The sequence below is a fragment of the Kribbella jiaozuonensis genome, assembly GCF_005233875.1.
GTDB classification, from domain to species: domain Bacteria; phylum Actinomycetota; class Actinomycetes; order Propionibacteriales; family Kribbellaceae; genus Kribbella; species Kribbella jiaozuonensis.
In genome coordinates, this window is sequence record NZ_SZPZ01000005.1 from 19,863 (window position 1) to 43,451 (window position 23,589).

23 protein-coding genes are annotated in these 23,589 nt (G+C 68.1%); 5 read left to right on the plus strand and 18 right to left on the minus strand.

Annotated features, from left to right (window positions below):
• Positions 1 to 71: 71 nt before the first annotated feature.
• The 7 genes from FDA38_RS32100 to FDA38_RS32130 form a co-directional block, all read right to left on the minus strand.
• Positions 72 to 2,282, minus strand: coding sequence for a hypothetical protein (locus FDA38_RS32100; RefSeq protein WP_137257942.1), 2,211 nt, complete (start codon positions 2,280 to 2,282; stop codon positions 72 to 74).
• Entirely contained in the window at positions 2,279 to 3,265 is a 987-nt protein-coding gene (locus FDA38_RS32105) for a glycosyltransferase family 2 protein (protein ID WP_137257943.1), read from the minus strand. Before FDA38_RS32105 ends, FDA38_RS32100 begins: the two co-directional genes overlap by 4 nt.
• Before the next feature lie 44 nt (positions 3,266 to 3,309).
• Positions 3,310 to 4,851 (minus strand): gamma-glutamyltransferase, encoded by a 1,542-nt coding sequence (locus tag FDA38_RS32110; protein WP_137257944.1) that lies wholly within the window; start codon positions 4,849 to 4,851, stop codon positions 3,310 to 3,312.
• Between the two features lie 21 nt (positions 4,852 to 4,872).
• A complete protein-coding gene (locus tag FDA38_RS32115) occupies positions 4,873 to 7,530 on the minus strand; it encodes a phenylalanine--tRNA ligase subunit beta (RefSeq protein WP_137257945.1) in 2,658 nt (885 codons plus the stop codon).
• The gene (gene pheS / locus FDA38_RS32120) at positions 7,530 to 8,639 is read right to left on the minus strand and encodes a phenylalanine--tRNA ligase subunit alpha (RefSeq protein WP_137257946.1); all 1,110 of its coding nucleotides are present in this window, start codon (positions 8,637 to 8,639) and stop codon (positions 7,530 to 7,532) included. Before pheS ends, FDA38_RS32115 begins: the two co-directional genes overlap by 1 nt.
• Positions 8,640 to 8,727: 88 nt before the next feature.
• Positions 8,728 to 9,054: a hypothetical protein gene (locus FDA38_RS32125; RefSeq protein ID WP_137257947.1), complete on the minus strand. Its 327-nt coding sequence runs from the start codon at positions 9,052 to 9,054 to the stop codon at positions 8,728 to 8,730.
• 12 nt (positions 9,055 to 9,066) lie between these two features.
• On the minus strand, positions 9,067 to 10,608 hold the full coding sequence (locus tag FDA38_RS32130; protein WP_233715053.1) for an MFS transporter: 1,542 nt from the start codon (positions 10,606 to 10,608) through the stop codon (positions 9,067 to 9,069).
• Between the two features lie 55 nt (positions 10,609 to 10,663).
• On the opposite strand from FDA38_RS32130, the gene FDA38_RS32135 reads away from it, so the two are divergent.
• Complete coding sequence (locus FDA38_RS32135; protein WP_137257949.1) at positions 10,664 to 11,368, plus strand: TetR/AcrR family transcriptional regulator C-terminal domain-containing protein; 705 nt, start codon at positions 10,664 to 10,666, stop codon at positions 11,366 to 11,368.
• Here FDA38_RS32135 and FDA38_RS32140 read toward each other — a convergent pair.
• From FDA38_RS32140 to infC, 6 genes are all read right to left on the minus strand, one after another.
• Positions 11,358 to 12,065, minus strand: coding sequence for a hypothetical protein (locus tag FDA38_RS32140; protein WP_137257950.1), 708 nt, complete (start codon positions 12,063 to 12,065; stop codon positions 11,358 to 11,360). The genes FDA38_RS32135 and FDA38_RS32140 overlap by 11 nt on opposite strands.
• A 170-nt stretch (positions 12,066 to 12,235) precedes the next feature.
• Entirely contained in the window at positions 12,236 to 13,129 is an 894-nt protein-coding gene (locus tag FDA38_RS32145) for a CehA/McbA family metallohydrolase (protein ID WP_137257951.1), read from the minus strand.
• Positions 13,126 to 13,926 carry a TrmH family RNA methyltransferase gene (locus FDA38_RS32150; RefSeq protein WP_137257952.1) on the minus strand — a complete coding sequence of 267 codons (801 nt, stop codon included), beginning with the start codon at positions 13,924 to 13,926 and terminating at the stop codon, positions 13,126 to 13,128. Before FDA38_RS32150 ends, FDA38_RS32145 begins: the two co-directional genes overlap by 4 nt.
• A gap of 19 nt (positions 13,927 to 13,945) precedes the next feature.
• Positions 13,946 to 14,338: a 50S ribosomal protein L20 gene (gene rplT / locus FDA38_RS32155; protein WP_130439407.1), complete on the minus strand. Its 393-nt coding sequence runs from the start codon at positions 14,336 to 14,338 to the stop codon at positions 13,946 to 13,948.
• 80 nt (positions 14,339 to 14,418) lie between these two features.
• A complete protein-coding gene (gene rpmI / locus FDA38_RS32160) occupies positions 14,419 to 14,613 on the minus strand; it encodes a 50S ribosomal protein L35 (protein ID WP_130439409.1) in 195 nt (64 codons plus the stop codon).
• A 91-nt stretch (positions 14,614 to 14,704) separates the two neighbouring features.
• Positions 14,705 to 15,382 (minus strand): translation initiation factor IF-3, encoded by a 678-nt coding sequence (gene infC, locus FDA38_RS32165; protein WP_202877958.1) that lies wholly within the window; start codon positions 15,380 to 15,382, stop codon positions 14,705 to 14,707.
• A 336-nt stretch (positions 15,383 to 15,718) separates the two neighbouring features.
• On the opposite strand from infC, the gene FDA38_RS32170 reads away from it, so the two are divergent.
• The gene (locus tag FDA38_RS32170; protein ID WP_137257954.1) at positions 15,719 to 16,111 is read left to right on the plus strand and encodes a DUF1844 domain-containing protein; all 393 of its coding nucleotides are present in this window, start codon (positions 15,719 to 15,721) and stop codon (positions 16,109 to 16,111) included.
• 62 nt (positions 16,112 to 16,173) lie between these two features.
• On the opposite strand, the gene FDA38_RS32175 is transcribed toward FDA38_RS32170, so the two are convergent.
• Both FDA38_RS32175 and FDA38_RS32180 read right to left on the minus strand, forming a co-directional pair.
• Entirely contained in the window at positions 16,174 to 17,265 is a 1,092-nt protein-coding gene (locus FDA38_RS32175) for an FAD-dependent oxidoreductase (protein WP_137257955.1), read from the minus strand.
• On the minus strand, positions 17,262 to 17,999 hold the full coding sequence (locus FDA38_RS32180; protein WP_137257956.1) for a TetR/AcrR family transcriptional regulator: 738 nt from the start codon (positions 17,997 to 17,999) through the stop codon (positions 17,262 to 17,264). The genes FDA38_RS32175 and FDA38_RS32180 overlap by 4 nt, the downstream gene beginning before the upstream one ends.
• Positions 18,000 to 18,505: 506 nt before the next feature.
• Between FDA38_RS32180 and FDA38_RS32185 the strand changes: the two genes are divergently transcribed.
• From FDA38_RS32185 to FDA38_RS32195, 3 genes are all read left to right on the plus strand, one after another.
• Entirely contained in the window at positions 18,506 to 19,441 is a 936-nt protein-coding gene (locus FDA38_RS32185) for a phosphotransferase (protein ID WP_233715054.1), read from the plus strand.
• A gap of 108 nt (positions 19,442 to 19,549) precedes the next feature.
• Positions 19,550 to 19,900: a hypothetical protein gene (locus FDA38_RS32190; protein WP_137257957.1), complete on the plus strand. Its 351-nt coding sequence runs from the start codon at positions 19,550 to 19,552 to the stop codon at positions 19,898 to 19,900.
• A gap of 131 nt (positions 19,901 to 20,031) precedes the next feature.
• Positions 20,032 to 20,394: a hypothetical protein gene (locus tag FDA38_RS32195; protein ID WP_137257958.1), complete on the plus strand. Its 363-nt coding sequence runs from the start codon at positions 20,032 to 20,034 to the stop codon at positions 20,392 to 20,394.
• A 53-nt stretch (positions 20,395 to 20,447) separates the two neighbouring features.
• Here FDA38_RS32195 and FDA38_RS32200 read toward each other — a convergent pair whose 3' ends face one another.
• The 3 genes from FDA38_RS32200 to FDA38_RS32210 are packed head-to-tail and all read right to left on the minus strand — an operon-like array spanning position 20,448 to position 23,529.
• Complete coding sequence (locus FDA38_RS32200; RefSeq protein ID WP_137257959.1) at positions 20,448 to 21,362, minus strand: carbohydrate ABC transporter permease; 915 nt, start codon at positions 21,360 to 21,362, stop codon at positions 20,448 to 20,450.
• Positions 21,359 to 22,237, minus strand: coding sequence for a carbohydrate ABC transporter permease (locus FDA38_RS32205; RefSeq protein ID WP_137257960.1), 879 nt, complete (start codon positions 22,235 to 22,237; stop codon positions 21,359 to 21,361). The genes FDA38_RS32200 and FDA38_RS32205 overlap by 4 nt, the downstream gene beginning before the upstream one ends.
• On the minus strand, positions 22,237 to 23,529 hold the full coding sequence (locus FDA38_RS32210) for an ABC transporter substrate-binding protein (protein ID WP_137257961.1): 1,293 nt from the start codon (positions 23,527 to 23,529) through the stop codon (positions 22,237 to 22,239). Before FDA38_RS32210 ends, FDA38_RS32205 begins: the two co-directional genes overlap by 1 nt.
• Positions 23,530 to 23,589: the final 60 nt, after the last annotated feature.

A 23,589-nucleotide genomic window follows, 5' to 3' on the forward strand; every position in this document is an offset into this window, starting at 1 on the left:
AGTGCATCGGCCGCGGGCGGGCGGACCTGCGTAGACACAACGGTCTGCGCCGACCCAATGTTACGGGAGAATCACTCTCCGAGTTCGTAGATCACGACCTTGCCGATGCTGTGTCGGCGTAGGGCGAGCTGGTCGAGTGCGGGCGAGACCGGGCCGTTGCGTGCGTCGGCATACAGCCAGTGGACGCCGTACTCGTCGTGCATCCGTCGCAGTACTTCGGCGGTCGGCGCGGTGAGGGCCTGGTTGGTGAGGGCGACGCGGTCCGGCCACGGCGACGGCTGCTCGGTGTAGCGACGGCCGCCGTTGCCCTGTTTGGCCATCGCCTGGTTCGTGTATGCCCAGCCCTCGATCAGGGTGCGACGACCGGCGATCCCGCTGACGAGGTACCCGCGTGCATCGCAGCCCGGCGCCGTCGTACCGGCCGGGCGGCACCAGGTGTTGGTCGTGACGACGTCGGTCGGCGCCGAGTTCTCACCGAGCCACAACGCTGCCTCGGCCTCGTCCGGGTAGACCCACCAGCGCGCGGCCCGATACGTCGGCGCCTTCTCGGTGTCACCGCGTAGGGCGCTTTGCAGGAACGAGCTGACCGGTGCCGTCGACAACAGCACGAGTACGACGAACATGCCGCCGCCTGCTTGCCGGAAGAACAGCCGCCACGCCGCGAGCAGCACGAGCGTGATGCCGAGGACGACGAGCAACATCCGCGTGCTCAACCACAGCTGCCGACCGGTCGACGCGGCCGGCACACCACGGGCCCAGACGAGCATGCCGGCGTACACGATCGAGAGCGCGAAGGCGGCGATCGCTATCGGGATCGGCCGGCGCGAAGCGCGTGCGCTGGTCGCGGCGAACCATCCGGCGCCGGCCAGGCTGAACGGTGCGGCCATGTAGACGAAGTACGACTCGCTCACGGACGGGTGGTCGATCAGCAGGTAGCCGGCCCAGCCCGCGATCATCGCGCCGAGCAGGAACCACGCGACCGGATCCTTGCGACCGACGACACCGAAGCCGGCCCAGGACATCGCTTGCAAGGTCAGCAGCAGACCAAGAAGCAGGCTGAGTGTTCCGAGCACATGGCCGTGTGCGAGCGCTGGAAGGATCAGCCCGCCGTCGCCAGGTTGTGTGGTGTCGCCGGTGGCTGCGGTGTAGACGGGAAGCGACTTCAGTACGGCGAGGAACTGCAGCTGCGACCCACTGGTGCTGCCGGCCACCGTCAGGAAGGTGACTGCACCTACCAGAAGCAGTGCGACCGTCGTACCGATCAGACGCCACGGCAGACGTCGCGTGGTGATCAGCAGGTAAAGCGCGGCCAGGCCGACTGCTGCGACCAGCAACGGGAGCACTGTGGGCTTCGAACCGCCGCCGACGACTGCAACGGGAACAGCGAGCAGCCATAGCCGGCTGGTGCCGCCCTTGAACAGGAGCTCGATCAGGAAGATCGCGACTGCCACGCCGGCGACCATGCCGAACGTCTGCGACGGACTGAGCAGACTGACCGGCGGTGCGAGGTTCACGCTCGTGTCGACGAGCAGGAACAGCTGCGGCGCGGCCAGTGCGAGAGCCGCGAGTACGCCGGTCCACCACGTGCGGCTGACAGTGCGGGCCAGTGTCGCGCAGACGAGGAGTGAAACGACTAGCCAGGGCAGTATCCAGAGCCGGAACAGCACGACCATCGGGGTGAGGCGGGTGGTGTCGACTGCGGCGGCCATGTCGGCGTTAGCGAACCAGTGGTACTCGAGCCGCTCCCCCACCACCTGCGGGATCTCGGGCGGCACCGTCCGGGTCAGCTCGTTCACCATCGACAGGTGGTAGAGGAGGTCCGGGTAGTACGCCTCGCCGTGCGGCGGCATCGGGTGGTACGCCATCACGCCGAACGTGACCGCGCCCATCATCACCGCCGCCGACACAGCCAGTCCCCAGGTCCAGGCAACCGGCAGCGGTTTCGGATCGGCGATGCGCCAATGGGAGCGTCCGAAGATCGCGAAGCCGATCAGGACCAGCGCCGGCCAGACGATCAGCCAGCGTTGCCAGCCGAGCGCGGTGAAGATCGCCCAGCCGATCAGCTGCCAGGTCGCGCCGACGACCGAGCCGAGTCCGAGGTCCTCGGCCCAGTTACCGGTACTGCGCCAGGCCGCGCGGAGCAGCAGCGTGCCGGGCAGCGCGATCGCCAACGCGAAGTACGCGGCGTACTTGACGATCGGACCCGGTCCGACATCGCCCAGCGAAACGAACCCGCCGGCCGCTACCAGAATCGGCAGCAGCCACGGAAGCGACCTTTTCATCTGTCAGAGGGGGCCTTGTGGTGCAGCGGTTCCTGATGGCCGTGGTCGCCGAGGCTGTCATAGCCGACGAGGAACTGCGGTCTGCGTTGACTCGACTGGAACAGGCGCGCGACGTACTCACCGAGCAGACCGAGGCACAGCAACTGGATCGCACCGATCACGCTGACCGCGAGCACGGTCGACGTCCAGCCGGGGATGCTCCGGCCGGTCAGCTTGATCACCAGCGCACCGACGACGAACAGCCCGGACATCGCGCCACCGAGCAGCCCCAGCCAGGTCGCCAGCCGCAGCGGCGCGGCCGAGAACGCGGTCACGCTGTCGAACGCGAGCCGCAGCATCTTCGAGAAGTTGTACTTCGTCGTGCCGGCGGCTCGCTCCGCCCGCACGTACCGCACCTCGGCGCTCGGGAAGCCGAGCCACGGGATCACCAGGCGGAAGACCCGCCCGTCGTCCGGCAGCGCGTTCACCGCATCGACCACGCGTCGCGTCACCAACCGGAAGTCGGCCGCGTCGAACGGGATGTCCTTGCCGACCAGTCGGCACATCAACCGGTAGTACAGCCGGGCGCTGGTCCGCTTCGCCCACGAGTCGCTGGAGCGGTCGGAGCGTACGCCGTACACAACATCGACGTCCTGCTCGTTGACCGCTTCGAGGAATTCGGCGATGACCTCCGGCGGATCCTGGAGGTCGGCGTCGATCGTGACGACGTACTGGCCGCGGGCGCGCCGGAAGCCGGCCGACTGCGCGGCCTGGTGCCCGCTGTTGCGGAGCAGCCGGACCACCCGGAGCTGCGGCCAGTCCTCGGCGGCCGCGAGCAGCAGGGCCGCGGTCTTGTCCCGGCTGCCGTCGTCGACGACGAGCAGCTCGTAGGTGATCCCCAGGCCGTCGAGCAGCGGGTGCATCCGTTCGAAGAAGATCGGCAGCACCTCCTCCTCGTCGTACATCGGTACGACGACGGAGAGCTCGGGGTGCGGGTCCCGCATCGGGTCACCTTTCGGATCTGAGGTGGCTGACCTTACTAGGGCACTCAGGGGGAGATGGCCACCGCGCCGGTCCGGCGGGGGTCGCCGACGGCGAGGAGGCCGTCGGTCGGATCCCAGAACGCGGCGGCCACGCCGCCGAAGTACATCGAGTGCGGCGGCATCGGGCGGGTCGGGAGCGCGGTCGAACCGGAGACCGGGAGGTCGTCCTCGTAGTCGACGACGATGTCCTCGCGGACGCGGACGTGGAGGCGCGGATGCTCGACGGCTTCGCGGAGCGAGAGACCGCCGTGGGTGTAGAGGGCGTAGACCTGGGCGAGTGCGGTCGGGATCCGGTCCGATCCCGGCGAGCTGATCGCCAGCACGGCGCCGTCGCTCTCGCGGCGGGCGACGCTCGGGGCCATGTTCGAGGTGAGGCGGGTGCCGGGCGCGAGGCTGTGCGGGCCGCCGTGCAGGAGCTCCTGCTCACCGAGGGCGTTGTTCAGCCAGATGCCTGTGCCCGGGGTGAGTACGCCGGAGCCGTAGCCGGACGAGACGGTGATCGCGCACGCGTCGCCTTCGTCGTCGACGACCGAGACCGTCGCCGTACTCGGTGAGGTCAGCGCGCGCAGGTCGCCGGCCGCGGCCAGGTCGAGGAGCTTCTGGCCTTCGAGTCGCCGGACGTCTTCCTCGTCCAGCTCCGCGAGCCGGCGGCCGAGGACGGCGTGTTGCACGTCGACGAGTCGCTCGATCTCGAACTGATTCCAGCTGCCGTCGGCCGGTACGCCATCGAGCAGCGCGAGCATCGCGGCGGCGGCGACTCCCCCGACGGCCGGCGGCGGGTTGGTCGCCAGGCGCCAGCCGTTCTGCTTGACGACGAGGGCCGGACGGACGACGGCCTCGTACGCCGCGAGGTCCTCGGCGGTGAGGATGCCGTCGTTCGCGGCCATGTCATGGATGAGGAGCTGCGCGAGCCGGCCGGTGTACATGGTCTCGGCGCCGTCGCGGGCGATCAGCTCGAGGGCTTCGGCGAGCTCGGGGATCACGACCGTGCTGCCGGCCTTGATCACCTCGCCGTCCTCGTTGTGGACGACGCCGTGGCTGGGCTGGTGCCAGCCGAAGATGATCTCGTGGGTGAAGCCGAGGTAGTACCCGGACGTGCGGCTGAGCGGGAAGCCGTTGCGGGCAACCTCGATCGCGGGCTGGACGACCTCACGCCACGCCGCCTTACCGGCCCGCCGGTGGGCGAGGTCGAGGGCCTTCATCCCGCCCGGGGTCGCGACGGAGCCGTGGCCGACGGTGGTCGTCGTACCGCCGCCGTAGTCGGTCGTGATGTCCCAGACGCCCTGGCCGAACCGGTCGCTCGACAGGCCGCGGCCGGGCATCTCGACCCAGCCATCGATGGTGATCGCCTCACCACCTGCGACCTGCAACGTGACGAATCCGCCAGAGGCCGGCGAGACGACGCCGATCTCGTTGACCATCGTGACCAGGGTGGCCGCAATGGCGGCGTCCACCGCGTTGCCGCCCTCGGCGGCAACCCGGACGCCGGCCTCCGCGGCCGCCTCGTTGGGCGCGGCGACCGCCACCCGCGGGTGACGGCCGCTCATCGCGCCTCCTCGGTCATGGAACTAGCCGACCCGTTGGACGGCGTTGAACCGGTCGACGGTGACCTGGACGGCGGCCTGCCGGGCATCGGCGACCTCGTTCTCCTTCAGGGTCCGGTCCGGCGCCCGGAAGCGCAGTGCGAACGCGAGCGACTTCTTGCCCTCGCCGATCTGCTCGCCGGTGTACACGTCGAACAGCCGGACCGACTCCAGCAGGTTGCCCGCGCCCTCGGCCAGCGCCGCCTGCACGTCGGCTGCTGCCACATCGGCCGCGACGATCAACGCCACGTCCTCCTTGGCCACCGGGTACGACGAGAAGGGGTGCGCCGTGATCGACTCGGGGCCGGCAGCGATCAACGCTTCGAGGTCGAGCTCGACGGCACTCGAGCGGGTCGGCAGACCGAACGCCTGGCAGACCTTCGGGTGCAGCTCGCCGGCGTGGCCGACGACCTTGCCATTTGGGCCGTCGATGGCGAACTGCGCGCAGCGGCCTGGGTGCCAGGGCGCGAGCTCGACGTTCGTGACTACGGGCTCGACACCGACTGCAGACGAAATCAGCCTGGCGATCTGGACCGCGTCGGCCCAGCCGGCCGGGCGGCCCTTGCCCCACCAACCGGTCGGGGTCAGGGAGCCGGTCAGCACTACGCCGATGTGCAGCGGCTGGTCCGGCAGGGCGTCGTACAGCGACTGGATCTCGGCGTCGCTCGGCCGGTGCGCGACCGACGGGAGCGGCGCAGGCTTGGTCTGGGCCTTCGGGAGGAAGACGAGGCCAGTCTGGAAGATCGCCAGGTCTGTCGCACCCCGGCCGACGTTGCGCTCGGCGGTCCGGAGCAGGGTCGCGAGCAGCGTCGTCTGCATCGACGGCTCTTCGTCGGAGATCGGGTTGACCAGCTTCACCGTCGTACGGCGTGGGTCGTCGGCGGGGAAGCCCATCGCGTCGAAGTCCGCCTCACCCGTGAACGGGTAGGACACCACCTCGGTCAGCCCCGCACCGACCAGCGCCGTCGCCACCCGACGCCGCCGCCGCTGCGAAACCGTCAGCCCCTGTCCCCCAGGCGCGGCAGGCAAGATCGACGGCACGTTGTCGAACCCGAACAACCGAATAACCTCTTCGGCAAAGTCGTTGGGGTCCCGCAGATCAGGCCGCCACGACGGCGGAGTCACCGTCAGCAGATCGTCACCAGCAAGGTCGACGGCCGAGCCGTCGCCGGCCGTCGCGGAGCCGCCGACGGCGGCCGGTCCGCCTTCTGCCTCTTCCCGGCCCGGGCCGGCCGCAGGCCGGGCCGGGGCGTCGATGACGAGGGCGGGGGCGTGGACGCCCGCCGCGAGCGGCGCGGGCACCGCGTCCGCGGCGGCGCGGTCGACGGTGCAACCGACCGACCGCAGGTGCTGCAGCGTGTCGGCGATGGTGATCGGCGCACCCGCAACGCGGGCTGCGTGGTCGGCGCGGAAGTTGACGGGAGCCGGGGACGGGTGGGTGTCGACGACTGTTTCGTCGGGGAGGATTGTGCCGGCGGCGTACTCGGCGAGTAGGTCGGCTACGCGTTGAGCGGCGTACCTCGGGAGCAGCGGGTCGACCTCGCGCTCGAATCGGCGGGACGCCTCCGAGGACAGCTTGTGCCGGCGGGATGCGCGCGCGATGACGATCGGGTCGAAGTGCGCGGCCTCGATCACCACGTCCGTGGTCGCGTCGGAGATCTCGGTCGACGCACCACCCATCACCCCGGCGACACCGATCGCGCCGGAGTCGTCGGTGATCAGCAGGTCCTCTACGTCCAGCTCGCGGGTCTGGTCGTCGAGCGTCATCAGCTTCTCGCCGGCGTTCGCCCGCCGTACGACGATCTCGCCGGACAGCCGGGCCTTGTCGTACCCGTGGATCGGCTGACCGAGCTCGAGCATCACGTAGTTCGTGACGTCGACCCCGATCGAGATCGGCCGCATCCCGGACGCGAGCAGCCGCTTCTGCATCCACCGCGGCGACAACGCCTTCGCGTCGATCCCGGTCACCGTCCGGGTGACGAACACGCTGCACGCCTCGGCATCGTCCACCCGCACCGGGTACCCACCGGAACCCGACCCGTCCAGCGCCAGCTGAGCAGGATCCTTCAACGCAACGCCGTACGCCGTCGCCGCCTCGCGCGCGACCCCGCGGATCGACAGGCAGTACCCGCGATCCGGCGTCACCGCGATATCGAGCACGTCATCGGCCAGCGCCAGCAACTCGATCGCGTCATCACCCGGCGTCGCTTCACCCGGCTCCAGTACCACGATGCCGTGCGTACCGTCATCGCCGAGGCCGAGCTCCGCGCTCGAGCAGATCATCCCGTTGGAGATATGCCCGTACGTCTTCCGCGCCGAGATCGCGAACCCACCGGGCAGCACCGCACCCGGCAGCACGACGACCACGAGATCGCCGACGGCGAAGTTGTTCGCGCCGCAGACGACCCACTGCGGCTCGTCCTTGCCGATGTCGAGCGAGCACCAGCGGATCGTCTTGCCGTTCTTCTGCGGCTCGTCCTCGAACGTCAGCACCTTGCCGACGACGAGCGGACCGGTCAGGTCGGACTCCTCGACGGTCTCCACCTCGAGGCCGGCCCGGATCAGCTTCTCCCCGACGTCGCGACCGGTCACCCCGGCCGGGAGGTCGACGTACTCACGAAGCCATGACAGTGGGACCCGCATCAGATCTCCATCCCGAACTGGCGGCTGAACCGCACGTCACCCTCGACCATGTCCCGCATGTCCTCGACCCCGTTGCGGAACATCAGCGTCCGCTCCAGGCCCATGCCGAACGCGAATCCGGAGTACCGCTGGGTGTCGATGCCGTTGGCCTGCAGGACCCGCGGGTTCACCACGCCGCAGCCGCCCCACTCGATCCAGCCCTCGCTACCGCAGGTGCGGCACGGGCGGTCGGGGTTGCCGACGGACTCGCCGCGGCAGACGAAGCACTTCAGGTCGACCTCGGCCGACGGCTCGGTGAACGGGAAGAAGTTCGGCCGCAGACGCGCCTCGAGACCCTCGCCGAACATCGAGACGACGAAGTGGTCAAGCGTGCCCTTGAGGTGCGCGAGCGTGATGCCTTCGTCCACGACCAGGCCCTCGACCTGGTAGAAGACCGGCGTGTGGGTCGCGTCGAGCTCGTCGGTGCGGAACACGCGGCCCGGGCAGATCACGTAGATCGGCGGCTTGCGGCTCAGCATCGACCGCGCCTGCACCGGCGACGTGTGCGTCCGGAGCACCTTGCCGGAGCCGGCCGGCTCGACGAAGAACGTGTCCTGCATCTGCCGCGCCGGGTGGTCGGGCTGGAAGTTCAGCGCGTCGAAGTTGAGCCACTCGGCCTCTACTTCCGGGCCTTCGGCGACGTCCCAGCCGAGCGCGGTGAAGACATCCGCGACCTGCTCGGAGATCAGCGAGAGCGGGTGCCGCGCGCCGAGCTCAGGGGTGTGCCACGGCAGCGTCACGTCGACGCGCTCGGTGGCCAGCATCTGCTCCTCGTGCGCGGCCTCGAGGACGGCGAGCCGGGACGCGAAGCCCTCGTTGATCGCCTTCCGGGCCGCGCCGATCCGCTGACCGGCCTCCTTGCGGGCCTGCGGCGGCAGCGCGCCTATCTCCCGGTTGGCCAGCACGATCGGCGATTTGTCGCCGAGATGGGTGGACTTGGCTTCCTGCAGGGCGGCCAGATCGGCCGCCTCGGTAAACGCCGTCAGCGCCTCGTCGCGGGTCCGCTCCACCTCTTCGGCATGCAGCGGCGTCACTTCGACCGGGTCGTAATTAGTGTTGGGACCGGACATGGCTCGCTCTCAATTCGGAACTTCTGCGAATTGCAGTCTAGAAACCCGAACCCCAAGAGCGTGAATCGGCTGTCCACAACCCTGTGGATCAGCCCATTTTGTATCTGCCCCGGACGATGGCGCCGAGGACCGCCAGCGCGGCCAGCAGCGCGCCGACGCCGACCGGCAGCAGGAAGATCGGGTACGCCGAAGGCCCCGGCGCGCGGTCTTCCAGGATGAGGCAGGCCGCCGCGGTCACGACGTACCCGAGGGCCAGCATCGTGGACACGACGCCGGCGGCCTGCGCCCATTTGAGAACGAATCGATGCGATCTCCGCCAGCCGATCGCGAATGTCACGAGAGCGACCGGGATCAGCACCAACGTGCAGGAAAGCATCAGATTCACGACTCCCTGCGCGTCACTCCCCTGCAGCATGCGCACATCGTGTCAGTGCACTGGGTCGTCCACCTGTGCCTGAGCGGAGTCCTGCACCTTGGCCTCGCCACGTGGCAGCAGCACCAACGCAACCACAGCACCCGCGATCGCACCGCCGGCTCCGACGGTCATCGAGATCGACATCGCGTCGATGAATGCGTGCTTAGCCGAGGCGAAGAAATCCGGCCCGAGCGCGAGCGTGTCCGCGATCGACTTCCGGGCTGCCTCCGGCACGGAGTCCGGCAGCGCCGAGGAGTACGCCGCCGCGAGCACACTGCCCAGTACGGCGACCGACAGCGCCGCACCGGTCTGCTGCACGGTGTCGTTCATCGCCGAACCCACACCGCGATGCTCCGCCGGAACGGCCTGCATCAACAGCGTGTACGCCGCTGGTCCCGCCAGGCCACCGCCGATGCCCATCACCAGCAGGCCGATGATCAGCAGCCCGTATCCGCTCGAGTCGGACACCCGCATCAGGATCGCGAAGCTGCCCGCGATGATCAGCAGCCCGAGAGAGATCAGCGTCCGGTCCGCGACCTTCTTGCCCAGCGCAGCCCCGAGCCCGTTGAAGGCGGCCGCGGCAACGGCGTACGGAATCAGCGCCAGCCCAGCCTTCAACGGGCTGTACCCGAGCACGAACTGCAGGTACTGCGTCAACGCCAGCAGCAGCCCGCCGGCAGTGAAGGACAGCAGCACGATCGAGAAACTCGTACCGCTGAACCGGCGATCCCGGAACAGCGCGAGCGGCACCATCGGGTGCTCACTCCGCTTCTCCCACAGCGCGAACGCGGTCAACGCGACCACTCCGACCGCGAGACCGCCGAGCACCCGGGCCGAGCCCCAGCCGTGCGCCGGGATCGACACGATCGCCCAGACGATCGACGCCATACCGACGATCGTCAGCACCGCCCCGACCGGGTCGACATCACGCGCCGGACCCTTCGACTCGGGGATCAGCGCCAGCGTGCCGATGATCGCGAGCGCGGCGATCGGTACGTTCAGCAGGAAGATCGAGCCCCACCAGAAGTGGTTCAACAGCACGCCGCCGATGGTCGGGCCGGCGACCACGCCGAGCATCGCGACCATCGACCAGCCGGCCATCGCCTTGCGCTGTTCGTCCGGCGGGAACACGGTGAACAACAGCGACAGCGTGCTCGGCATCAGCAGCGATCCGCCGACGCCCATCAGGAAGCGGCAGGCGATCAGCTGCCACGGGTTGTCGGCCAGCGTCGCCAGCAGCGAGGCCGCGCCGAAGATCACCAGGCCGAGGAGCAGCATCTTCCGTCGGCCAAACCGGTCGGACAGGCTTCCGGCGGTCAGCAGCAGCCCGGCGAAGGCCAGGATGTAGGCGTCGATCACCCACTGGATGTCCGCGGGCGTCGCGCCCAGGTCGCGCATCAGCGACGGGATGGCCAGGTTCAGGACGGTGTTGTCGACGACCAGAACCATCAGGCTCAGGCACAGGATCAGCAGGATCCACCAGCGACGCGGGTGACCGGTCGCTGCGGGCGTGTCAGCGGACGTCTCGGAGGACTCGAACGGTGTACTAGTCACTCGCACACTGTACGACAAACTCGTACGCTGTGCGAGTGCTTTGTAGGATGGGCGCATGAGGGAAACGATCTGGTCCCGGCAACGCTCAGCTGCACCGGCGCGCGAGACGCTCAGCCGGGAGCAGATCGTGAAGACCGCGATGGAGATTCTCGACAGCGAGGGCGTCGCCGGGCTGAGCATGCGCAAGCTCGCGGCCCGGCTCGGCTCCGGCGCGACCAGCCTCTACTGGCACGTGCCGACCAAGGACGACCTCGTCGACCTGCTGATCGACCAGGTCTGGGCGGAGATCGACGTACCCGAGCCGGAGCTGGCCGGGTGGCGGAGCGGAGCGCTGCTGTTCGGGCACAGCCTGCGGTCCGCCGTACTGCGGCATCCGTGGCTGCCCGAGGTGATGTACACGCGGCCGAGCATTGGGCCGAACGCGATGTCGCTCGGCGAGCGCGGTCTGGTGCTGTTCGGAGCGGCCGGGTTCACGCCGCGCGAGGTCGATCTCGCGATGGGCAGCGTGATGTCGTACGTGCTCGGCACAGTCAGCGCCGAGGTGGCGACCCGGGAGATGGTCCGGAAGTCCGGCCGCTCCGAGGAGAGCTGGGTGAGCGAACTGCTCGAGCAGGCGCAGTCGGTGGCGACCGACTATCCGCAGATGCAGGAGTCGGTCCGCCGGCGTACGTCGGTGAACCTGGACTCCGAGCTCACCGAGAACTTCGTCTTCGGCCTCGACGCCCTGCTCGACGGCCTGCAGGCCCGCGTCAAGAAGTAAGGCCGAACCACGGCTCCTTGGCGAGCTCCTCGTCCAGCACCTTGCGATCGCCCTCACTGGCGACGAGCTTCGTCAGCTCACGAGCTTTCTCCAGCTCGACGCGTGCGGCCGCTGGCTGACCTGTCGCCGCCAGCGCCCGAGCCAGTGCCTCGCGGGCGAACGGCTCGTCCCAGTCGCCCATCTGCTCGGGATAGGTCTCGATCAGTTGAAGACAACGCTGTGCATGTTGCAGCCCGACCTCGACGCGACCGATCCGGAGCGCCACCCGCGCGATCAGGTGCTCGCCGCGCGCTTGATTCGCCTCGTTGCCCGCCTCCAACCAGTGCAGGCAGGCGGCATAAGCGCCGTACAGCAACCGCTCCTGGTCTTCCAGCGGACTCGTCTCGTCGATCTCTTCGAGCAGGTCCCAGGTCTCGTTGTTGAGCTCGACGCCGAAGTACCGGTGCAGCTCGCGGCCTTCCACCAGCTCGGTGGCGACCTTCTCCATCAACTCCGGCCAGCTGGCCAAGCCGTACTCGCGGGCGATCGTCAACTGCGCGTCCCGCAACGTGAAGGTCCCCTCGTCGTACGCCGGGTGATGCGCGCGAGCCCGCTCGATGGCATCGGGCCGGCCTTTGACGACCGCCTTGCGGAGCTCCTTCGCGCGGGCGCGCAGCTGGCTGAGACTCGCCTTGGCGGGCAGGGGTGTAATCGACATCATCAGTCCTTCCAGACAGCCCGCTCCGCTGAATCAGACCGTCCCGAAGGGTTCACCGGTCGATACAGGTACCACTCCCACCATCCAGGTGCACTCAGTGCTTGCCGCGGAGAAGAGGCGCCCTGGCGCGCGCTAACCCAACGCTGACACGCGATGGCCCGCCGCGTCAATCAGCGTGGCAGGTGGATCGGGTTGGTCCAGGCGCGGTGGCCGGAGGCGTCCTCGATCGTGATGCGGCAATGGGTGTTGCGGAAAAGGGTGAGGGGCAGCGTGCACTCGGTGAGGTCGGTGCCTTGGGCAAGTTCTGCGCCGGGGTGGCCGCCGGTGAGGAGGATCTTGGTGGCGGGTGAGCAGCGGACGGCGATGACGTCGCCTTCGAGGTGTACGTCGTACAACTCGGGGCCGGTGCTGGAGTAGAAGTGGCCGGCCTTCAACGCAGTCAGGAGGGCGGCTGGTTCGAGTGCTTCGGCGCGGACGTGGACCCAGGCCTGGCAGGGCGGCGGGTCCTGGGGTTGGAGGTGGGCGTCGTCGGCGGCGTACGTCGTGAGGCGGTGGCCGCGGTTGAGCAGGACATCGGCGAGGTGCCAGCTGTCGCCGCGGTTCTCGCGGTCGGACAGGGCGTTGTAGACCTCGATCGAGTGGGCCGCGTCGAGACTCTCGGCGTCGGCCGCTGTGAGGAGTGAAGCTGACGGGTGGGCCATGCCGATGAAGGCGCCTGCCGCCCGGGCTCGGCGGGCGAGCTCAGGACCGGTCTCGGAGTCCGACGGAGGTGCGAAATCGAGCGGCAGGCCGGCCGCGATGATGTGCCACTGCTGACCGGCTTCGGTCCGCGGGGCGTGGAGCTCGGCGCCGATCAGCGTGGTGAATCCGTCCGTCCGCAGGTCCCTGGTGTCGGTGACCGGGTATCCGTACTCGGGCCGGAAGTGGTCGGTGATCGCGACGAAGTCGTAGCCGGCGTCGCGGTATACGTCCGCGGTCTCGCGCGGCGACAGCGCTCCGTCGGACAGGTTCGTGTGGGTGTGCAGATTCCCGCGCCAGAACCGGCCCGGTTGGTCGAAGGTCATCGGCGTTGGGCGCGGGCGGAGGCGTACAGGCAGATCGCGGCGGCGGTTGCGAGGTTGAGCGACTCGGCGCGGCCGTAGATGGGGACCTTCACCGAGTGGTCGACGATGGCGTTGAGGTCGTCGGGCAGACCGTGGGCCTCGTTGCCGAACAGCCACACGGTCGGCTTGGCGAGCGTCCCGTCGTCGATGCAGGTGTCGAGATCGGTAGCGCCGTACCCGTCGGCGGCGAGCACCTGCAGACCTTGCTCACGCCAGGCTTCGACGGCCGCGACGATGTCGACGTCCACGGTGACGGGCACGTGGAAGATGCTGCCGACGCTGGCCCGTACCGCCTTCGGGTTGTGCGGGTCGACGGACTCCGCGGACAGTACGACGGCATCGGCGCCGGCCGCGTCCGCAGTACGGATCAAGGTGCCGACGTTGCCGGGGTCGCGGACCTGTACGCCGGCCGCGATCAGCTTGCCGGTCGGCGTGAAGGGCACGGTCACCAGCGCGCAGACGGCGACGACGCCCTGCGAGGTGACGGTCTCGCTCAATGCCTCGACAGCGGCGCGGTTGACCTCGAACCACGGGACGCCGGCCGCCGCGGCGAGGTCGTACAGGTCACGATGACGGGTCGCGACCTCCGGTTCGGCGTACACCTCGACGACGAGCTCGCGGTGCTCGAGAGCTTCCCGGACCGCCTGCGGGCCTTCGACGAGGAAGCGGCCGGCTTTGCGCCGGAACGCACGAGTGGCGAGCCGCCGAGCCTGCTTGATGCGCGTTGATTGCGCGGTCAGCAGACCGGGACTCGCCACTGTGGTGTACGGGTGTTGCTCAGGCCGCGGCGTCGGTCTTCGGCGCGTTCACGTCCGCCGGCAGGGCGGCCTTGGCCACCTGCACGAGCGCGGAGAACGCCGCCGGGTCGTTGACAGCCAGGTCGGCCAGGATCTTGCGGTCGACCTCGACCTCGGCCAGCCGCAGGCCCTGGATGAAGCGGTTGTAGGTCAGGTCCTCGGCCCGGACCGCGGCGTTGATCCGCTGGATCCACAGCTTGCGGAAGTCGCCCTTGCGCGCCTTGCGGTCACGGTAGGCGTAGACGAGCGAGTGGGTGACCTGCTCCTTGGCCTTGCGGTACAGCCGCGAGCGCTGGCCGCGGTAGCCGCTGGCCTGCTCCAGTACGGTACGACGCTTCTTGTGGGCGTTGACTGCCCGCTTCACGCGTGCCATGAGGTGTTACTCCTTGTATTTCTGCGCCGGAGAGAGGTAGGCCCACTCGGCGGGGATGTTCGGGGGGTTATGGGTGCTGCTCAGATGCCGAGAAGCTTCTTGGCCTTCTTCGCGAACGCGGGTGCAACCTCGACGGTGCCGCTCAGGCGCCGCTTACGCTTCGACGTCTTCGCCTCGGCGAGGTGACGGACACCGGTCTGCTCGCGGCGAACCTTGCCCGTGCCGGTGATCCGGACGCGCTTCTTCATCCCCGAGTGGGTCTTCATCTTCGGCATGGCTGTTGTGCTCCTGATTATCTTCGTTGACTCGAACTCTGGTGTGACCGGCTCCGGCTGCTGTGACTGACCTGGCGGCCGGAGCGTTTCGTCACTCCGGGTCGAGGTTGTCGGCCGGACCCTTCGGCTTCTTCGTGACGCCGGCGGCGCGTTCTGCCTCGTGGGCCTGGGCCTGCTCGGCGCGTTCTGCGCGCTCCGCCTGCTCCTCGGCCTCCCGCTCGGCCTTGCGCTGCGCCTTCTCGGCTTCCACGTCCACGCGCGCCTCGGACTTCTTCTTGTGCGGTCCGAGCACCATGATCATGTTCCGGCCGTCCTGGCGCGGCGAGGACTCGACGAAGCCGAGCTCGTTCACGTCTTCGGCCAGCCGCTGCAGCAACCGGAACCCGAGCTCGGGCCGGGACTGCTCACGTCCGCGGAACATGATGGTGATCTTGACCTTGTCCCCGGCCTTCAGGAACCGGACCACGTGACCCTTCTTGGTCTCGTAGTCGTGCGGGTCGATCTTCGGCCGCAGCTTCATCTCTTTGATGATGGTGTTTGTCTGGTTCCGGCGGGACTCGCGCGCCTTCTGCGCGGTCTCGTACTTGTACTTGCCGAAATCCATCAGCTTGCAGACCGGAGGCCGGGCGGTTGCCGCGACCTCGACCAGGTCGAGATCGGCCTCCTGGGCCAGCCGCAGTGCGTCTTCGATCCGGACGATGCCAACCTGCTCACCGTTCGGTCCGACCAGCCGCACCTCGGGAACGCGGATGCGCTCGTTGACGCGCAAATCAGTGGTGATGGGTCCTCCTGGGTTGAACTAGTACTGGTGCCACCTCGTCATCGCCGCGAGCCCCCTGGAAAACACAAAGGGCCCTCGTGCGATCACACGAAGGCCCAATTCCCAGATCGACGACGCCCCAACCCCTCCGGGTGGTACGCCGTACGATCGCTGTGATGCTCCGGATATCCTCCAGAATTTCTCAGCGTTGACCGGGACCCGCCGACTGTTCATCGACTGGGTGGGAGGTGGCCCTCCGCTTAGACCAGAACCACTGGCAACCCTCGAATATTCCACTCAGGGGTCACCAACAGACCGGGTCGGTCGCCATGTAAGAGTAACAGCATGACCGACGCAGATGCCACTTCGCAGCCCGACGCCGTGCAGCCGGACCCGCTCTCGACCGCTTCTCGTGACATCGCCGAGGTTCCTGCCGTCGAGATCATCTCGACCGCCGCACTTCACCTGATGAGCGCCGCCGCCGTCAACCTCGGCCTGGCCGCCGACCTGCCCGACCACAAAGACCTCGACGAGGCCCGCTCCCTGATCGACTCCCTGGCCGGCCTCCTCGACGCGGCCGCCCCGTCCCTCGGCCACCACCACGCCGCACCCCTCAAGGACGGCCTCCGCTCCCTCCAACTAGCCTTCCGCGAAGCCAGCTCGATCCAGGACGAGCCCGGCCAAGGCCCCGGCGAGAAGTACACGGGCGCCGTCTTCCCGTCGGCCTCCGGTCGCTGACCCTGCCGCCGGATCAGGGCATGCCGGGCTCAGCCCCTTGCCCGGCTCATCGCACGTCCGACTCAGCCGTTGCCCGGCTCAGGCATGCCGGCGAAGAAGTTGAGGATGCCGGTTGGGGCGTCGGGGGCGAAGGAGATGTTCAGGTTCTCGGCTGATTCCTTGGCGGCTTCTTCGGCGCGGGGGAAGAGGGTTGATTCGTAGGTGGTGAGGGCTGCTTCGGTGTCCTCGGGGCTGGCGATGAGGGCGGCGGCCAGGTCGGCGGCGTCCTGCATGGCCAGGTTGGCGCCTTCACCGGCGAACGGGGACATCAGGTGGGCGGCGTCGCCGAGGAGGGTGACGCCGGGGACGCGGCTCCAGCGGTGCCCGATCGGCAGGGCGTGGATCGCGCGCGGGGTCAGCTCGCCGTCGGCTTCCTGGACGAGCCGGAGGAACCGGTCGTCCCAGTCCTTGAACTCAGCCAGCAGGTCGTCCTTCGTGACCGCGGTCCACGGCTCGTCGACTCGCACGGCGGCGTACGCGTGCAGGCGATCGGGTTCACGGTGAGCCAGGAAGCCGCGACCGTCGCCGAGGGCCATCATCATGCCGCCGCCGATCAGCTCGGCTGCGTCCCGGTGGCGCGTGTCGGGGTCGAGCAGATTCAGCTCGGCGAACGACAGGCCGAGGTACGCCGGAGTCGCATCCGAAACCAGTGGCCGTACCTTCGACCAAGCGCCGTCCGCACCGATCAGGACGTCGGCGCTGAACGTGCTTCCGTCGGCCAGCCGCACCTCCCGATCGTTGCAGATGCCGACGACCTTCGAGCCCCAGCGGATCATGCCGTCCGGCAAGCTGCCGAGCAGCAGGTCGCGCAAGTCACGGCGATGCACCTCTGGCCGGCCGCTGCCCTCGTGGTCGTGCGACAACCGCAGTACGGCGTGCTGGTCGTAGACCTTCATCGACTCGCCGCCGGGCATGATGATCCGCAGGAAGTCGTCGTACAGACCGGCTGCCTTGAGCGCCGCTTGGCCGGACTCCTCGTGGATGTCGAGCATGCCGCCCTGGGTGCGAACGGTCGGTGAGGATTCAGCTTCGTAGACAACGGCCTCGATGCCGTTGACGTGCAAGATGCGGGCCAGGGTCAAACCGCCGAGGCCGGCGCCGATGATCGCGATCATGCTCGTTCTCCTTCTGTGCGCGGAGTGCCGAGCACTCCGTTTTCTGTACGTGGAGTGCCGAGCACTCCGTCTTCTGTGCGTGGAGTGGCGAGCACTCCGTTGATCAGTGCGCGGACGCCCCAGGAGGTCCGGTCCGGGCCAGACCCGCTCAGCAGGTCCTCGCCCAGCGCCGCGATCCGCGGATGCGTCTCGGGTTGGACCGCACGCAGGGCGGCAGCCACCGCATTCCATTCCTCCGGGTCGTCGCCACCCGCATGCTCAGCAGCGGTCGAGGTGGCCAGTTGCAGCAGCAGATCGACACCCCATGACGCCTGCCGGGGCGGCACATCACCTTCGTCGAGCAACGTCAGGATCGACTCGACCAGCCTCAGATAGTTCTGTCCGGATGGCCGCGCACTCACGGCCGACTGCGCGAGGCTCGGATACTCGAAAAGCACCAGCGTGTACGACGCCAACACCGCCTGAAGCCGATCCCGCCAGTCGCCCTTCGCGTCGACCGGCGAGAGGTCCACGGCGCCGAGCAACTCGTCGAGCACGGCAGCGTGCAACTGGGCCGTGTTGCGGAAGTAGACGTAGAGCGAAGCAGGCCCGGTATCAAGCTCCTTCGCCAACCGCCGCATCGTGACGCGACCCAGCCCCTCGGCCCCCATCACGTCGACAGCAGCCGCGACAATCCCCCGCCGCGTCAACGCTTCCTTAGCCGGCCGCTCCCGCCTACTCCCCGGCTCATCCATGCCTTCAGCCTAACGAACATGTTCGTTACGAACAAGTTCGTGGTGCAAATAGGCCCATCGCAGCCACCTCAACAGACACGAACCAGCCGCAACGACGAGGCGGTCGCACGCGCGGCAGCGCGCACGGGTGCGGGCGGCAGCCCGCCGGTCCGGCGACAGCCGGAAAGGATGCGCCGGCGATAGCCGGAGGGTGGGCGGGGTGGGGCGCAGCACGGCGACGAAGGAGCCGCGCGTAGCACAGCGGTGGGCTGATCGCAGCCACCTCAACGGATACGAACCAGCCGCACCACGGGGCGGTCGCACGCGCGGTAGCGCGCACGGGTGCGGGCGGTAGCCCGCAGGTCCGGCGACAGCCGGAAAGGATGCGCCGGCGATAGCCGGAGGGTGGGCGGGTGCGGCGCGGAGGGCGGCGACGAAGGAGTCGCGCGTAGTACCGCGATGGGCTGACGTCCCCATCAAACAATTCAGATGGTGCCAGGGGTCGACCGCGAGTACGGTCGGCGGTCGTGTCTGATGACGGGATGCCTGCGCCGGTTGCCAAGCTCGATGCGCAGGAGTTGCTTCGGCAGGTGAATGAGCGATCGGGGGTCGGGCTGACGTTCGTCGGGCGGGCGGCTGCCGGTGAGGTTGGGGCCGGGTTTGTGCGGTGGCCTGATGGGCGGGACGGGGTTCTCACGCGCGGGTTCGGGTCTCTCGACGACCTGCGGCGTACGGCGAGGGTCCTCGACGCGGCGCGGTCGGGTGGGTTGCCGGTGCCGCAGTACCAGTTGTTGACCGAGGTGATGGACGGGGTTGCCGTCGTACAGGAGCGTCTGCCGGGGTGGCCGCCTGAGGTGGTCGACCGGGCGCTGCTCGAGGCGATGATCGCGTTGACCGATCGGTTCGCGGGGCTGGGCGCTGATCTGCCGGTGCCGTCGATGTATCTACTCGAGAGCGGACCGGGTTTCTGCCTGCATGAGTCTCTGCTGCGGTACGACGGTCGCACGCGGCGGCTGCTCGATTGGGTACGCGAGGTCGGCCGCGACGAGCCGAGCGGGATGACCGGCGACGACCTCGTCCACCTCGACTTCCACACCGGCAACGTGCTGGTCGACGAGGCCGGCGAGCTGACTGGCATTGTCGACTGGGACGGAATCGGCCGCGGCGACCGGCTCTTCGGCCTCGTCACACTACGGTTCGACGCCGAGTCGCGCCTGCGATTCGACGCCGACACGCGACCGCCGCTCGACCCCACCGCACCCCAGCTCGACGCCGAGACGCGACCGCCGCTCGACGCGGAGCTCGGGTGGTTTGACGAGTTGCTTGAGGGCGTGTTGGAACCCGGCGTGCTGCGGTTGTACTGGGCGCATATGAGCTTGCGGCTGGTCGACTGGTCGATTCGGCATCACGGGCCGGCGGACACCGCGCGGTGGTTGGACTTCGCCGAGACGCGGATGAGCTGAGCACGGTCGCTTCGAAGTCTTTCGAAGCGGCTCTGTGGCAGACCCCGCGCGGACTACTTTCGCGGCCGAAGCCTTCGATCGGAGGGCTCGGACGCGAGGGGAAACAGCATGCACAAGATCGCGACAACTGCCGCGGGGATCGCGGCCGGTGTGCTCGGCATCGGGCTGGCGCTGACGCCGAGCGCGCAGGCGGCGACGCCGTGCCCGACGGGTGCGGTCTGCATCCGTGAGACCGACGGGCACATCCTGGCCAAGAACATCTTCTGGAGCTTCGGCCCGCACAACCTGTCGGGCGTCATCGGCTTTCATGTGATCGTCAACAACCAGACCAACAACGCAGGCTTCAAGGTCTGCAAGGGCTACAACGGCGGCGCACCCTGCGGTCCGGTGAACCGCTGGGTCGGCGAGTCCCAACCGTCCGACCTCACCACGATCAATTCGTTCGTGCTGGTGAAGTAGCAGGGCCTGATCGCAACCCGTTTCGGAGCAGACCGAAACCGGGCCGGAGCGCCCCACAGCGCGGCGGAAGTCTCCTAACTTCGAAGTGCGGTCTCCGACCGGGGACCGTACGGACAAGAGGGGACGAAAGCATGCGCAAGATCGCGATGACTGCCGCCGGAATCGCCGCCGCTGTGATCGGTACGGGCGTGGCGCTCGCGCCGACCGCCGACGCGGCGACCGCAGGTACGGCGACGGCGTGCCCGTCGGGGGCAGTCTGTCTGCAGGAGCCGAACGGCAGCATCCTGAGCAAGAACATCTGGTACAGCTACGGCGCGCACAACCTGTCGAACGTGATCGGCACCAAGACGCTGATCAACAGCCAGACCGGCGGCGCGGGCTTCCAAATCTGCACGGGCTCCAACGGCACCGGCTGCGGTCCGGTCTACCGCTGGACGGGCCCGGCCGAACCGCACGACTTCACCCCGATCAACTCGATCGTCCTCGTGCGCTGACAACAACCGTGCCGGCTCCGACCCCCACCCGGGGTCGGAGCCGGCACGGAGGGCTATCCCTTGACGGCTCCTTCTTCGACGCCTTTGAAGAAGAAGCGTTGGAGGGTGGCGAAGACGATCACGATCGGGATGAAGGCGATCATCGTGCCGGCGGCGATCAGGCGGGGGTTGTTGCTGAAGGTGCCGGACAGGTATTGGAGGCCGACGGTCAGCGTGTACTTGTTCGGGTCGGTGAGCACGATCAGCGGCCAGAGGAAGTCGTCCCAGGCGCCGATGAAGGCGAAGATCGCGATCACGCTGATCGTTCCGCGGACCGACGGCAGACCGACGTACACGAACCGTTGCCACGCGTTCGCACCATCGACGATCGCGGCCTGATCCACCTCCAGCGGCAGGGCGCGGAACGCGTTGTACATCAGCAGTACGTTCAACGCCCCGATCATCCCGGGCAACGCGACCCCGAACAGCGTGTTCGCCAACCCGAACTCCCGCACCGTCACGTACTGCGAAATGATCGTGACCTCACCCGGCAACACCAGCGTCGCGAGGAACAACCCGAGCACGATCCGGCGCCCGCGGAACTGCAACCGCGAGATCGCGAACCCGGCCAGCGACGCGCCGATCACGTTGCCGCCGACAACCAGTACGGCGACGACCAGCGAGTTCCGCGCGTAGTCCAGCACCGGAATCGTGTCGGTGACCTCTTTGTAGTGCGAGAACGTCGGCTGGGCCGGCAGCAGCCGCGGGATCCGGGTGTAGATGTCCTCCCCGGATCCCTTCAGCGACGTGGACAGTTGCCACAGGAACGGCCCGATCGTGATCAGCAGCACGAACACCAGCAGCAGATACCGCACGACCTTCTCGCGCGGCGACACCGTGTTGAACCCGAAGGATCCCCGCCGACGACCAGCAGGACGCGGCGCCTCCGAGACATCGGCCGGGCGCACCGGATCGGTCACAGTCGTCATGCTTCAGCTCCTCTGCGGTTCAGGCGAGCCAGGACCAGCATCGGTACGACGGTGACGAAGAACAGCACGATCGACAACGCCGACGCGTACCCGAGGTTGCCCTCGAAACCCTGGCTGTACTGCTGGATCAGCATCACCACCGAGTTGTCGCGCCCGCCCGGCCCGCCCTTGCCGCCGCTGAGGATGAACAGCTCCGAGAACACCCGCAGCGCCGACACCGAGATCAGGATCGAGATCAGGATCATCGTCCCGCGGACGCCGGGGATCGTGATGTGCACGAACCGCCGGAACGGCCCGGCGCCGTCGACCGCGGCCGCCTCGTGCAGCTCACGTCCGACGTTCCCGAGGGCGGCCAGGTAGATGATCATGTAGTACCCGAGCCCCTTCCAGATCGTCAGACTGATTGCGCTCAGCAACAACAGCCACTGGTCGGACAGGAACGGCAGCGGCCCGGAGATGAACCCGAGCTTCTCGGCCATCCCGTTGACCAAACCTCGGTCGTCGAGGATCCACTGCCAGATCAGCGCCACCACGACCGCGGACGCGACCACCGGCGTGTAGAACGCAGTACGGAAGAACGTGATGCCGGGCAGCTTCTTCTCGACGAGTACGGCGAGCAGCAGCGGCAGGACCGTGAGGAACGGCAGGCAGACCACCATGTAGATGACGCTGTTCAGCAGCGCCCACCGCAGCTGCTCGTCGTGCAGCAGGGTCTCGAAGTTCTTCAGCCCGACGAAGTGGCCGCCGCCGATCGGCCTGGCGTTCGTGAACGACAGGATCACGGTGTTGATCGACGGCCACAGGTTGAAGACGAGCAACCACGCGAGTGCTGGGATCACCAGCACCCACGGGGTGAACCAACGGTGATACCGCATTACTGCGTGAGCAGCTGGTTGGCCTTGGCCACCGCGGCGTCGAGGGCTGCCTGGGAGGTGATCTTCCCGGAGATCGCGAGCGAGATCTGCTGACCGATGAAGTCGTTGGTCGCGCCACTGATCACCGGCGGCTGCAGGTTCTTGGCCTTGGCCAGCGACTGGAACGCGAGCACCTTCGCGTCACTCTCCGGCGTACCGTCGGACTTCGAGAAGTACGGGTCCTGGGCGGAGGCCTTCGTCGACGGGAAGATGTTGACGATCTTCGCGAACGCGGCCTGGTTCTCCGCGTTGGTGACGAACCGGGCGAGCGCGATCGCCGCGGCCTGGTTCTTGGTCTTGGCTGATACCGACAGCCCCTGTACGTACAGCGGCGGGGTGTCGAGCGCGGGCGACGGGACGACCTTGCCCTTCAGCGACGGGTTGTCCTTCTGGAAGTCCTGGATCGCGTTGCCGCCACCGGTGGTCCAGGCAACCTTGCCCTGGGTGAAGAGCTTGGAGTTGCCCAGGTACTCGTTCGTCAGGATGTCCCGCGGCATGTAGCCGGCCTTGTACGCGTCGCGGTACTTGTCCAGCAGCGCGGCGGCCTCGGGAGTGTTGAAGACGAACTTCTTACCGTCGTCGGACAGGATCTTGACGCCCGCGTTGGTGAAGTCACCGATGCCCGGCAGGCGCGACATCAGGTATTCCTTGCCGCCAGTCTTGTCGTGCATCGTCTTCGCGGCCGCGAGCAGCTCGTCGAACGTCTTCGGCGGGTTCTTCACATCCAGACCGGCCGCGGCGAACTTGGTCGCGTTCCAGTAGTCGATGTCGGTGTTCAGGTACCACGGGTAGCCGAACGTGCCGTTCATCCCCTGGTACTGGTACGCCTGTACGCCGCCCTCGACGTACTCGTCGGCAAGCTTGGAGTCGGCCGCGCCGACGTCGAGCAGCATGTTCTGCTTGGCCAGGCTGAGGGCGAAGTCCGGCGGGAGGTTCGTGACGTCGGGCAGCTGGCCGGCCGACGCCTGGCTCAGCACCTTCTTGTCGTAGCCGTCGCCGGGCTGGTCGAGCCAGGTCACGTGCGTGCCCGGGTACTTCGCCTCGAAGGCCTTGATCACGCCCTCGACGTACGACGTGAACTTCGGCTTCAGCGCCCACGTCTGGAAGCTGACCTCACCGGTCACCTGGGCGTTCGCGTCGACGGTCGGCTTGGCGCCACCGCTGCCGGAGTCCTCGGATCCGAGGCCGCAACCTGCCAGAGTGAGAGCGGCGGCGGCAAGGGCGGCCACCGGCGCCAGACGGCGTCTACGCATGGAATCTCCTGGGTTTGATAAACCGGTATAGCTCCTGCACTATCGGGGATCGTAGAATCC